The organism is Undibacterium sp. JH2W, from assembly GCF_049340425.1.
Taxonomy (GTDB): domain Bacteria; phylum Pseudomonadota; class Gammaproteobacteria; order Burkholderiales; family Burkholderiaceae_D; genus Undibacterium.
The window spans coordinates 179,668-192,748 of the sequence record NZ_JBMPOT010000012.1; the positions used below are offsets into that span (position 1 = coordinate 179,668).

Genomic DNA, 13,081 nt, shown 5'->3' on the forward strand with positions numbered 1-13,081 from the left:
AATTGCCGCAATAAACCTGGCATGACAGGCAGAGACCGTGTCCAAACTGCGGAATGGAAGACTGCCGGGCCTGACACGCAATTCCTGCTGATGCCCGCTGGCACCATTCCTCTCACGCATAACTTCTTCCCCTCCAGCAATAAGTGATCTGGCTTTGTCGCATCTGTGCACATGCATGGGCAGACAATCTTTAACAATTAATAAATTTACTAATCTTATTTACAACTTAAGATAAATAAATGTTAATCTTTACTTGGCAGATCAGGCCTCAGTCCAGGATAGCTCTGCTACTTCAATCTATTGCTTTTCTGCATCTTACTGATGTTGGGCGCAGCATAAACCAGACCAAATCCAAATACGAGGGAACCCATGAACAAGCTCAATTGCCACCAGGCCCTGCCTGGTTGTACCGTGAAAACCGCAAGCGGCTTTGCCTTATTGCTGGCTGCCTGCCTGGCACCATTGGCACAGGCGCAAGTCTTGCCTGCAGATGTCAAACCTACCTGCACTACGTCCACACCACCATCAGCCGGTGCACCACCTGCACCAGCTTTTGCGCAATGGTTTAATCCGGCTGGGGTGCAAGTTGATGGCCTGGTCAAACCGGCTGACAGCGTCAATTTCCCGGATGCATCGGCCTGCAGTTTCTATCAATGGTCAGAGCAAATGTTCTTATGGCTGGTGTCGCCTACGCCCAAGAACCTGAGTGGGGGTGATCGGATATTTTTGTCCTCGGCTTTTTATGGCGTATCGCCAGAAGTCAGTGTTGGCGGCAAACCACCCGCCCGTACTTTCATCCCGCAAGATCAAAAACATGCCATGAAATTCAGCCCTATGCTGACGCAACTGGGGCCACATAACTTGCCGATTGGTTTTGACACGAGCGGCAAGTTAGTTGAAGTGCTGCCACCGCCAGCGGGTAACAAAAGACTGCTGCAACTGCAAACCCAGTTGAAGAATGGCAGCCTGGGAGAAAACGTCGTGCAAAGTATCAAGGCCAATGTCAAAGGCGGATTCAAGTATCAGGATGCCGCTGGCAATGATGTCGACGTCACCATAGGCCAGGCCGGAGGCAATGTGCTGATGGCACAAAATGGCTCACTGGTGTATTACTCTATCGTCACCAATGATTTATACGCCTACTTTTTCACGCAAAATGCTGCGGCTGATCCTGCCAAACTGCAATACCCCACCACCGCAGAAGAGTTGGCCAAGGTGGCTGACTATGCAAAAAAAGTGGGGTTCAAGCCACTGGCAGCACCAGAAGCGCTGGCCATGGAAATCAAGATGTCATGGATAGAAACCACAGGTTTTGATGATGCCACCAAAAAGAAATTCATCACGATCAAGGCTGAAGTACCCAAAGTTGATACCAATAATATCAAGTCTGTCAATCTGCAAAATGGCGCAACGCGCAAGGTGGAGTTAGCCCTGGTCGGCATGCATGTGGTTGGCAGTGCCAAGGGTAACCCTGAACTGATCTGGGCGACCTTTGAACATGATCACAATACGCCCAATGCCGAATACTCTTATTTTGATGTCAATGGCGCGACCAAGACTGTGCCGCAAGATACCAAGGGTAAGTGGTTGTTCAGCCAGGATGGTGCCACTGGCCCTTTTGATCAAAGACTGTATGACACTTCCAGCACCACCATCACTTGTCTTGATAAAAGCAATCCCTGCGTCGTCAAACCCAATAACACCCTGCGCTGGAAAGCCTGGGGTGCTGCCTCCAACCAGAATCCACGCCAGGCCGACCCCACTCATCCTGGTCCTGTGATTACGCCACCGGAGTCGAATACCGATATCATCTCTATCAACCAAAGCGTCATCTCACAACTGGCTGACGGCGATGTTCGCAAAAACTATCGCATGATAGGTTCGACCTGGACCACAGGCGGCAGAACACCCGACAAAGCAAGTGCAGGCGCCATCAACCAGGTCGGCACCAGCATGCTGGCCAACACCACCATGGAAACCGTGTTCCAGGGCGTCAGTACTGACTGGCTGGGCGATGTCAGCGGCAACCCTAAATATCCCAGCCTTAACTGCTTTGCCTGTCATTCGACGAATACAGTCAACACCAGTCATATCTGGCCTAAATTAACCCCGCTGCCAACGGCGCAGTTAAAAGCCAAGAGCAAGTAACACTTGCAGGCAGCGCCACTGAACATGCAAGTTCCAGTGGTGCTGCTGTCATGTAAAAGCACACCTGCAAAAACAATTGCCCAATTGCCCATTTTTTGGGCAATTATTTTTCATTCACGGCTCGTGGAAACAGAGCTGTCCCGACTTGAGCCTGCCTCAGACTTCTCGACTTGTTAACTTCATTTCTTTCCAGACTTACCCGTCAGGCGCGCATACATATGCATGGTCGCACCCTGCAGTTCTGGCTCCAGCTCTGTTAGCATATCTGCTTTATCTTCAAGCGCCGCTTCGAAGGCCAGTATCAATGGGCGTGCATACTTGTCGTAACCCAGGCTGCGCATTTCATCCAGGACGCGTGACGCAGATGTTGGAATTTTCAGTAACGAAGCAAGATATTTTTCTACAAATTCTGTACTGACCAAGAGATCAATATTTCCCGTCAGGCTTTCAAGCGTTTCTTGTACCCCGGCTATCTCCAGGGTGCTAAAGGCTTGCAATCCGGGAGCCTGTAGCTGGCTACCCTGGGACGCATAGACATGTTCGGTCGAAGCCACAGCAGGAATAGCTTTTTTTTGAGCAAGCGCATTACCCTCACCGCTCTCTTTCGGCTTGGCCCGTAACTCATCCTGGTCATACATGGACTCAAAAAACCTGACCAAAGAAATCACGTTTTGCCGTATGCGCCGCGTTGCACGCATTTGCAACCAGAGTCGGAACATTTGTTCAACGATACGGTATTGAGTACGTCCATGGGCGGGAGATTTTTCTACCAGGCCTTCGTTTTCCAGTATGCTCAACTGGGCAGAAATACTGGTGGTGGGCAGGTCGGTGTAATTCGCGATTTCTGCCGCAGTATGGCCAAAGCGCAAACCCAGTTTGGCATCGTGTACAGCCAGGGCGTGCATGATGACCTGGGCTTGTTCTGACAAGTCTTCTATGCGGGCCTTGTAGTAAGGCGTGGTGATATCCATCAGACGTTCGAAGTCTTCTACTGCGCGGCTATTGGGGCCACTACGCAGAAGCTCAAATATCAAACCAAGTGCGCGTGGATTACCGCCCGTCAGTTCAAACAGGGCTTCTACACGGGCCGGATTGCTGTGCAGGCGTTCTTTGACTTCTGGCTGGTGTTGCGCATCGGCGAGGTGTTCCAGCACACTACGTACTTCCGCCAGGCTGAGCTTGCCCAGGCGCTTGGGCAAAAAGAAATCATAGAAAGCCTTGTCGTAATCGATGAAGGCATCAGACAGGCGTACCGAGCCGCCGATGACGATGGGGGATGTACTGGTGGAGAGTGTTTCGCGCAAGGCCCAATAAGCAGGAGAATGCGGGTCTTTGAGTTTGCGACCAGATTTGTCGATGCGCTCAAACACCATGTCGAGGTTATCGACCAGCATCACAGGACGCTTTTGCAAGTGGGCACAAGTGTCTTGCAATAGCTGGAAGCCTGCATCGGCAGTCAGCGTATTTTTGTCAGTATGCGTGCGCACCTGCGCTATGGCTTGCTCAAGTTTTTCTGCTTCATGGCTTTGTTCAAGATAATCAAGTTCATCAACCAGGGCTTCGCATGCAACCCACCAAAAGTCTGCCAGGTTTTTAACCTGGTACAACTCTTCAGGAAAAGACAGGGCGATCAAGTGATTGTTCAACTCCGGGTCGCGGCGTATGGCAATGGCCAGGCGCTTTAATAAAGTGGTCTTGCCTGCCCCACGCACGCCCACCAGCAAATAGTGCTGGACACTGCCCGCCAGCGGTGCTCTGGCGAGTTCTGCGCGCATGAAAGCAAAGTCGTTCTGGCGCGCCACAAAGCCCGCCAGCAAGGCTTCTTCTGTGAGCCAGTCGGGATTGTAGTGATGGTTCATCATAGCGAGCTCATTAAAGCGTGTTCCTCCTGATCCACCAGCGCCTCAGGGGTTCAAGATGGAAGCGATAACGTTTATTGCCCGAGCTTTCATCTGGCCACCAGTAAGCATCTCTTTGCAGGATGTCGCGCAGATTGATAAAGACTTCTCTCTGTTTTTCGGCACTGTCGTTAGGCATGCGGCCCTGCAAATGGCTCAGCAGATTTTCTGGACGGACACCGCTGGCATCTTGTGCTGCCAGGCCCAGCAAGGCAATCGCATGTGCGGCGTCACTGCTGCTCAGTTGTTGCACCAGCCTGTGTTCCCAGTGATGAAAGTCATTGTCCGATCCGGGTTGGACCATGTCATTAATGGCGAACTCTATCTGGCTGGCGATATCAACGTCGGCATTGCTGCTGACGCGCTGACGCAGATAGTGAAAGGCTTTTTGCAAATAATAAGGTTGCGCCCATTGCACGGCAGCCACCAGCTTGGCGGCAGAGTCCTGGTCCAGTGCCAGTTGATAGCGGTCTGCCAGTTTGAACAGCATGGCAATCGCCACCTCATCTGTAAAAGCAGCCAGGTTCTGGTGATTCAGGCTATTGATGGTATCGGCCATGCCATGTTGCTGGACCAGGGTATCGAGCCCGACCGAACCCGATACCAGCCATCTGACTGAATGGGAGTCTGGCAGTGCCCGCACATCGTTGCGAAACCAGTCAAGAAAGCGGCGCACCCGCTTGACGCCAGTCGCCGTGTCATTGCGTATCATATTGAAGAGCATGATGGGCAGCTCATCGATATAGATCAACCAGTGCTGATTGGCCTGTACCAGCAGGTGCAAGACTTCATTGCCGACGGCTATCCAGTCTTCAGTTGCACTCTCAGCCAGGTCGACGCTGGCTGTGCCTGCTCCGGGAATGGGTATCTTGATGGATTTGATACGGGCGCTGATGGCATCGAAGGTGGCAATGAAGCCCTCTTTGATCTTGCTGCTGAGGGAAGCCATTTCTGGTGCCAGGGCGGTATGCAGTTTTTCCAGGAAAGCCAGCTCGTCCTGGCAGGATGCCACATTGATTTCTATCGCATGCCAGCTTTTTTCCCTGACATGCGCCATGACAGCACGGCAGATGGATGTCTTGCCTATGCGACGCGGCCCCAGCAAGAGTATGTCATCATTGTCAAGAATCTCGGCCAGCCGCCTTACTTCTGTGCTGCGACCAAAGAAGTTTTCGCCTTCTACCGGTGTTCCTGCAATGTTGTCCATGGAGTTTGCCTTATATTGATCTTAGTCTGTGTATGCCAAGATAATACCAAGAATGCATCAATAAAATGCTAAGAAAATTTATCAATAAATAATCTTAGTACTATTTTTTCTTAGTGTAAAGCTGAAATTTGACGATGGTTTTGCACTTGCCACAAAAAAACCCACAGACCTTATGGCCTGCGGGCTTGCTCTATTTATTCCTGCCAACACTTTTTCTCACTGCCTCACCGCTCAGCCGATTGGGGTAGATGACGCCAGTGCTTTACGACACCTGATATTACCGGTACAGCCAAGATAAGCCAAAAGTATGTCCCCGTATGTTCGTCAGCGCACTGATGGGGACTTATTTTGCGCGCATGCTCTGCCTGCATTGCGCTATCTGTGCTGGTGCTGTTGTCATTGCCTGCTTACAAATAAATTCAGGTCAATGTCTACTTCGCTATCGAGCTGTTTCGTCCCCATCCTTCCTTTAATCACTTAGGCTAATTCCATGAAATACACTTTACTTATATTGACACTCGCCACAGTAATGGCAACGACTGCCTGTGAGCGCCAACCTACACAAGTGGTGGTCCCGGTACCCGTCGCAGTGCCTGGCCCTGCTGGCGCTACCGGTGCAACGGGTGCCACTGGTAACACAGGCAACACAGGTACTACTGGCGCGACAGGTGACAAAGGTGCGCCCGCTTCCGTAGGAGCCACGGGCCCCGCAGGTGCCGACGGCATGCAGGGTGCAACTGGTGACAAGGGTACGACTGGCGACAAAGGCACGCCAGGCACACAAGGAAAACCTGGCGACACCATCGTCGTCCTGCCACAAAAATAATGCAGCTGGCCAGTCAGTGTTTGTCAGCTTTTTTATTTAGCATTTATCAGTCGCAGCCCGGGCAAACACGTATTGGCTCCCTCTATCACCTAATGAAAACGACATCATGAATCAGCTCATCAATCTCATTATCTATCTTGTAGTATTCGGCCTGGTCTGGTGGCTGGTCGGATTACTGCCCTTGCCAGCCCCCGTGGCACAGGTAGTGCGCGTCCTGTTCATCGTCTTGCTGATTGTGATCGTCCTGTCTGCCTTTGGCATCGTGCCTGGCATACATATGCCGCAGTTGCGCTGGTAGTGGCAAATGGGCACGGATGAAAGTAATGGCTATCAAGCCAGGGCTTACGCCTGCACTGCCTGAAGCTATCGTTTGCACCATCTTGTATATACTCTGCCCTGTTGCGCTTATCTTTGCCAGACTGGCATGGGCGCAAAGTCAAAGGATAACAAGATGGGATTCCTCTTACCCTGGAAAAAATTGCCCGGCTGGCTATTTGGCTTGTTGCTGCAACGCAGCTGGGGCGGTTTTGCGTAAGTCCTAAATATAAAAGACTCAGGCGATGGCCCTGACTTCAACAGTTACGATGAAGCACAGCTCAAACAAATTCTTGGCCGCATTAATGCCGAACGCTATCCAGACAGAGTCCAGGCCATACAGGCACGATTAGCCGAACTTTTACGTCAGGATAAAGGTGCAGGGCGACCCGGGGCGGCCGCAGTTTTCTTATAGGTGCTCTTTGCTACAATAGCAATAACATTCTTCATATAGGAAATACATGAAACGGTTTGCCCTGGTCTGCTCAGGAATTTCAGCACTACTCTTTTCCTTGCCGCTGGCTGCACAACAAGTGCCCGGCTCAATTTTTATCCACAAAGACTGGCAACTGGTATGTGACAACACCAGAACATGCAGGGCGGCTGGCAATCCTGCGGCAGAAGACGAACTGGGCATCTCCCTGGTCCTGACGCGCAAGGCAGGTAAAAACCAGAATATCACTGGCGATATTGAGCTGGCCAGGGACGAACATCTGGGTCTGCTCAAAAAATTACCTGCCCGGTTTGCCCTCAATATGCGTATCAATGGCCTCGACGCAGGCAGGCTGATGATAGACCAGAAAAAGAATTTGCATGCTGACCTGTCAGAACAGCAAGTCGCCTTGCTCATCAAGAGTCTGGCAAGTGACAGCAAGATAGAGTTTGTGACCGGCGATCTGCGCTGGCATATCTCAGACCAGGGAGCGGCTGCCGTTTTTATAAAAATGGATGAAAGCCAGGGACGCCTGGGTACGAAAACTGCACTGGTCAAAAAGGGTAACAAGGATGAAGACACTGTCTTGCCCGCCCTTCCCATCCCGGTCGTCTATGCTGCATCTGTCAGCCTGCCGCAGGCCGGTGACGACAAGTTCATCGCCACCTCCTACAAGGCGCTGCATAAAGACTTATTGAGTACACTGAAGGGTGACAACTATTGCGCAGACATGCAAGAAAGCGGCGCAGGAAAAACCAAATTCGCAGTCACCCGCCTCTCTGCCGATAAATTACTGATCAATACCAGGTGCAGTGCCGGTGCCTACAATACCAGCGATGCTTATTGGGTCGTGAATGAGAAACCGCCATTTCAGGCGGCCTTGATTACAGTGGCAGCGACTGAATATAAGGATGGCATTATCTCATCCACTCAACTGGGCAGTAGCGTAGGGCATTGCTGGTTTGCTGATAAATGGACATGGGATGGCAGGCAATTTGTGCATACCGATGCATTTTCCAGCTCCATGTGTGGCCCCGGGCCAGGTAGCGACAGGGTGTTGCCGACTTATGTCAGCGAGGTGCGAAGTGCCAGACCTTAGTCAATAGAGGTATGGCCAGCCTGGATGGCTCGGCACCATCAAGCACAATCATGCACATGCCTTGCGCAAAGCGGCCCTCGCCAGCAAGCGAGTAGAGTCCAGTGTGGGCAGGCTGGAATTGTCATCACTGGCGATCAATGGCAACTCAGTACAGCCCAGTATGACAGCATCACATCCACCTGCTTTGAGCCTGTCTATCATAGCCAGATACTCACGTACACTTTCGGGCTTGATGATGCCGCAGACCAGTTCATCCATGATGATGCTATTGAGGCGCTTCTGGTCGTTTGCATCTGGCAAAGCGAAATCCAGCCCCTGCTTGCGCAAGACTGCAGGATAGACTTCGCTACCCATGAGCCAGCCGGTGCCAGTAATAGCGACACGGCGGTAGCCATGTTGCACTGCTGCTGTAACCACCTCCTCTGCAATATGCAGCCAGGGTAAAGGCGAGCTTGCCTGCACCAGATCAAAAGCCTGATGGATGGTATTGTCAGGGCAAATCAAAAAGTCCGCCCCTGCCCCGGCCAGTTTATGTGCCGATGCCAGCATCAGATCAGCCACGCCTTGCCTGTCGCCACGTTCCAGGCAATCAACATACAAAGTCAGCGAAGGCGTATGCATGCTCACTTCAGGATGGGCATGAGGGCCCAGCAAGCTGGCGCCTTCTTCACAAATGGTACGATAACAAAGCGCCGCCCCGGCGGCCGAACAACCAACTATACCTATATGCAAACTCATGGTTGTTTCATTCCTGTCAAGTTATGATATTTAACAAAACATCATAATACTCAAAATCACATCGCGGTTCGGGCTTTGAAACACAAATCGTCGCCAAACCAAATGCACTATACCTACTCAATCTATTGACTCATTTGACATCTCACTGGCTGAGCCCCACAATCAGCGCGCTTTGGCATATTTGCAGATAAATGATGATTTAAATGGCAATTTTTCCTGATGAGCCAGTCTGGTGCGATGCAGCAAACCCTCACTCTGCAAATACCAGCAAAAGTGACAGCAAAGAATAATCAAACCATGGTTGCCAGTCTGCCGCAATTTTGCACAATTTTTGACCAAAAAATCAGATTGCGCTTGACGTTAAACAGGCTCCATAGTTAAATACGAAATCGATTGCGCAAACGATTGCGCGACAACTTTTTACCGAGAATAGCATCATGAAGCCACGCATCACTGTAGTCGGCAGCGTCAATATGGATCTGGTTTTTCGCACGCCGCGCATGCCGGCCGTAGGCGAAACCCTGCATGGCCATGAATTTTGTCAAATTCCAGGTGGCAAAGGAGCCAATCAAGCCGTTGCTGCAGCCCGCCAGGGTGCCCAGGTCAGCTTCATAGGTGCGGTAGGCGACGATGGTTTTGGCAGTTTTTCCCGCGATTGCCTGGCAGCTGAAGGCATGGAGCTGACGCATCTGGCCCGCGTAGCAGGTGTAGCAACAGGCGTAGCCGGTATTTTGGTGGATGACAGCGGCAGCAACAGTATCGTGCTGGCCGCAGGCGCAAATGCCACACTGACAGCGGCACAGGTAGATGCTGCTACAGCCGCCATCGCTGGTGCGCAATTGCTGGTTTGCCAGCTTGAAACCCCATTGGCCACCGTCATCCGCGCGATAGAAATCGCCCGCGCCCAGGGTGTCAAAGTGATTTTGAACCCGGCCCCGGCACAAGACCTGACAGATGCCTTGCTGGCCCAGGTGGATTACCTGATCCTGAATGAAACAGAAGCCTCGCAACTGAGTGGCGTAACAGTAACAGACCAGGACAGCGCCAAAGCAGCATCGGAACAAATCCTGCAACGCGGCACAGGCACGGTCTTGCTGACCATGGGTGAGCATGGTGCCCTGATTACGGATGAGACTGGCAGCCAGTTCATCCCTGCTGTCAAGGTGGATGTGGTGGACACAACCGCTGCGGGCGACACCTTTGTCGGCGCTTTTGCCGTTGGTATTGCCAATGGCCTGAGCGTCATCGACGCCAGCCGTGAAGCGCAATACACAGCCGCACTGACTGTCACCAAGCTGGGTGCGCAGACATCCATACCGCAGCGCCAGCAAGTGCTGGATTTCATGGCGCTCAGGAAAGCTGCTTGATTAACTGGATTAACTGGATAATCGCCGGGTAATCACAGGATAAGCACCGGAGAACACAACAACAAATTGGACTTGGGCGATAAATCATGCCCTGCCCACCAGTAGCAACACTGAGCAACACTGTTTTTGTTAAAATTTCGCCCGCGTGGCTGAAACGAAATGTCTGCACCATGTTAGGCTTGCACAGGCTTTCAAGACTGGCTTGATTTTTTACAAAGCCCAGGCTGTGGCAGCGAAAAAACATGGTTTTTAATTTGGGCGCTGCATGCTCCTCATGAGCACAACAGCACAACGACATCTGATGAAGGAAATTTCATGAAACTCAAGCAAATCTGCCTGTCCCTGGCGACCCTGATGGCTGTCGGCGGCGCGGCCAGTGCTTATGCTGCCGACCTTAAATTTGCAGTGATCTATGATGCAGGCGGCAAGTTTGACAAGTCCTTCAACCAGTCTGCATCTGAAGGCGCTGAGCGTTTCAAGAAAGAAACCAAACTCAACTTTATCGAAGTGCAAGTCGCCAGCGACACCCAGACTGAACAAGTCTTGCGCAATCTGGCCCGCAAGAATGTAGACCTGATCGCCGCCATTGGCTTTGCCCAGGCGCAGGCTGTGCAGAATATTGCCAAGGAATTCCCTAAAACCAAGTTCGTCCTGATCGACGGTGTTGCTACTGGTGACAATGTCAGCTCCGTCTTATTCAAGGAACAAGAAGGTTCTTACCTGGTGGGCGTAGCAGCAGCAATTGCCAGCAAATCCAAGAAGGTAGGCTTTGTCGGTGGCATGGACATCCCCCTGATACGCAACTTTGCCTGCGGCTATGCACAAGGTGCCAAAGCCACGGAAGCCAAGATTGATGTAGTACAAAACATGGTAGGCACCACTACCGCCGCCTGGAATGACCCATCCAAGGGTGGTGAACTGGCACGCGCCCAGTTTGAACGCGGTGTCGATGTGATTTTTGCAGCAGCCGGTGGCAGTGGCATGGGCACTTTGCAAGCCGTCAAGGAAAAAGGCAAGCTGGGCATAGGCGTGGATTCCAACCAGAACTACATGCATCCGGGCAGCATGCTGACCTCCATGGTCAAACGTGTAGACCAGGCTATCTATGACAGCTTCATGCAGCTGAAAAATGGTAACTGGAAAAACGGTACCCAATACAAGGGCCTGAAAGAAGGCGGCGTCGATTGGGCACTGGACAAGGATAACCGCGCTGTCGTCAGCGCGGACATGGAAAAACGTATCAATGCAGCCAAGCAAGACATCATCAATGGCAAGGTCAAGGTTGTTGATTTCCGTGAAGGCAATAAGTGCCCGGTCTGATGTCGGGTAGCATTTGACTAAGATTTGACCAAGAGTTGACTATTAAGATTGACGATAAGTCACTATAGGGGCGCAAATGCGCCCTGATTGATGTATAAGCCCTTGCACACCGCCATTTAAAGAAACGCTAAAGTATGCAGCCAGCAGTCGAATTTCAACAGATCTCCAAACGTTTTGGTGCAGTACAGGCCAACCGTGATGTGAGCTTTTCCATTGCGCCGGGGTCCATCCATGGCGTGATTGGTGAAAACGGCGCAGGCAAGTCCACGCTGATGAGCATACTGTATGGCTATTACCGCGCTGACAGCGGCAAGCTGCTCATCAATGGCGCAGAACAGCATATCCGCAACAGCCAGGAAGCGATCAACCTGGGCATAGGCATGGTGCACCAGCATTTCATGCTGGTCGAGAACATGACAGTGCTCGACAATGTCATGCTGGGTACCGAAGGCGGTTTTCGCCTGAAACCCAAGCGTCATGAAGTCGAGGCAAAGCTGCGCGAAATTTGTAAACGCTATTCTTTGGATGTAGACCCGCTGGCGACGATACAGGATTTGTCCGTCGGCGTGCAGCAAAGGGTAGAGATCCTCAAGCAGATTTACCGCAGCGCCAATATCCTGATTCTCGATGAACCTACCGCTGTATTGACGGTGCAAGAGGCCGCCTCCTTATTTGAAGTGCTGCGCCTGTTCAAGGAACAGGGCAAGACCATCATCCTGATCACCCACAAGCTGCAAGAGATACAAGAGATTACCGACCAGGTCACCGTCATGCGCGGCGGCACCGTCATCGGTTCAGTGGCGACCAAGGACACCACCACGGCACAAATGGCCGAGATGATGGTAGGCCGCCCTATAGTCACCCACTTGCCGCGTGCTGTCTATGCGCCGGGCGAGACGGTGCTCGAAGTCAAGGACCTGAACCTGGTGAACTCGCAAAAAGTCAGCCTGCTGAAGAATGTCAGTTTCAATATCCGCGCCGGTGAAATCGTGGCGATTGCCGGTGTCTCTGGTAATGGTCAGAGTGAATTGCTGGAAATCTTGAGCGGCATGCGCCTACCCACCAGTGGCAAGCTGCAAATGCAGGGCAAGGATTTGCCCTTTGATGGCCGCAAGGATGCCGATGGTTTGCCAGCCACTTTCCGTGACCTGGGCATAGCCCATGTTCCAGAAGACCGCTTGCGCGATGCCGTCGTCAAAAATTTCTCGGTCATGATGAACAGCTTCCTGGGTTACCAGAAAAAACTCGGCAAGTCCTTTGGTTTGCTGGATTACAAAAGTATTTTGAAGAATTGCACAGACTTGCTGGCCAAGTTTGATGTACGCCCGGCTGACCCGCATTTGCGTATCGCCCTGCTGTCTGGCGGTAACCAGCAAAAAGTGGTGATGGCGCGCGAGATCGCTGCCAACCCAAAACTGATGCTGGTAGGCCAGCCTACCCGTGGCGTGGATATAGGCACGATAGAAAGCCTGCATACCCGTCTGCTGGCGATGCGTGATGCCGGCATTGCGATTTTGCTGGTATCGGTAGAACTGGAAGAAGTACGCGCCCTGGCTGACCGCATCCTGGTCATCTCTGGCGGTGCCATCACGGGTGAATTGAAGGCAGAAGAATTTGATGCAACCGAGATAGGTTGCCTCATGGGTGGTATACATACGCACTAAGCACCAAGCGAGTGCCAAGGATTAAACAAGCCCTGGTAAGAATATTGCAAGAACAAGCAAATACAG

General features: G+C 51.9%; 10 protein-coding genes. 7 read left to right on the forward strand and 3 right to left on the reverse strand.

The annotated features are described in order from the left end of the window. Nucleotides 1-369: 369 nt before the first annotated feature. Entirely contained in the window at nt 370-2,148 is a 1,779-nt protein-coding gene (locus ACO0LC_RS19205; RefSeq protein ID WP_423006022.1) for a hypothetical protein, read from the forward strand. Nucleotides 2,149-2,327: 179 nt separating this feature from the next. Here ACO0LC_RS19205 and ACO0LC_RS19210 read toward each other — a convergent pair whose 3' ends face one another. Together ACO0LC_RS19210 and ACO0LC_RS19215 are read right to left on the reverse strand one after the other, a co-directional pair. Continuing rightward, nucleotides 2,328-4,010, reverse strand: a complete 1,683-nt coding sequence (locus ACO0LC_RS19210) for a hypothetical protein (RefSeq protein WP_423006024.1) — start codon at nt 4,008-4,010, stop codon at nt 2,328-2,330. A gap of 10 nt (nt 4,011-4,020) precedes the next feature. Further along, the gene (locus ACO0LC_RS19215; RefSeq protein WP_423006026.1) at nt 4,021-5,253 is read right to left on the reverse strand and encodes an ATP-binding protein; all 1,233 of its coding nucleotides are present in this window, start codon (nt 5,251-5,253) and stop codon (nt 4,021-4,023) included. A 490-nt stretch (nt 5,254-5,743) separates the two neighbouring features. Between ACO0LC_RS19215 and ACO0LC_RS19220 the strand changes: the two genes are divergently transcribed. The 3 genes from ACO0LC_RS19220 (at nt 5,744) to ACO0LC_RS19230 (ending at nt 7,926) form a co-directional block, all read left to right on the forward strand. Further along, nucleotides 5,744-6,079, forward strand: coding sequence for a collagen-like triple helix repeat-containing protein (locus ACO0LC_RS19220; protein WP_423006028.1), 336 nt, complete (start codon nt 5,744-5,746; stop codon nt 6,077-6,079). Between the two features lie 106 nt (nt 6,080-6,185). Continuing rightward, nucleotides 6,186-6,377, forward strand: coding sequence for a Thivi_2564 family membrane protein (locus ACO0LC_RS19225; RefSeq protein WP_423006030.1), 192 nt, complete (start codon nt 6,186-6,188; stop codon nt 6,375-6,377). A 478-nt stretch (nt 6,378-6,855) separates the two neighbouring features. Next, nucleotides 6,856-7,926 carry a DUF1176 domain-containing protein gene (locus ACO0LC_RS19230; protein ID WP_423006032.1) on the forward strand — a complete coding sequence of 357 codons (1,071 nt, stop codon included), beginning with the start codon at nt 6,856-6,858 and terminating at the stop codon, nt 7,924-7,926. A gap of 48 nt (nt 7,927-7,974) precedes the next feature. On the opposite strand, the gene ACO0LC_RS19235 is transcribed toward ACO0LC_RS19230, so the two are convergent. Further along, entirely contained in the window at nt 7,975-8,664 is a 690-nt protein-coding gene (locus ACO0LC_RS19235; protein WP_423006034.1) for an aspartate/glutamate racemase family protein, read from the reverse strand. A 437-nt stretch (nt 8,665-9,101) separates the two neighbouring features. Here ACO0LC_RS19235 and rbsK point away from each other — a divergent pair, with 437 nt between their 5' ends. From rbsK to ACO0LC_RS19250, 3 genes are all read left to right on the forward strand, one after another. Continuing rightward, on the forward strand, nt 9,102-10,031 hold the full coding sequence (rbsK, locus tag ACO0LC_RS19240) for a ribokinase (protein WP_423006036.1): 930 nt from the start codon (nt 9,102-9,104) through the stop codon (nt 10,029-10,031). 315 nt (nt 10,032-10,346) lie between these two features. Next, the gene (locus ACO0LC_RS19245; protein WP_423006038.1) at nt 10,347-11,351 is read left to right on the forward strand and encodes a BMP family lipoprotein; all 1,005 of its coding nucleotides are present in this window, start codon (nt 10,347-10,349) and stop codon (nt 11,349-11,351) included. Nucleotides 11,352-11,485: 134 nt separating this feature from the next. Further along, nucleotides 11,486-13,015 carry an ABC transporter ATP-binding protein gene (locus ACO0LC_RS19250; RefSeq protein ID WP_423006040.1) on the forward strand — a complete coding sequence of 510 codons (1,530 nt, stop codon included), beginning with the start codon at nt 11,486-11,488 and terminating at the stop codon, nt 13,013-13,015. Nucleotides 13,016-13,081 lie beyond the last annotated feature (66 nt).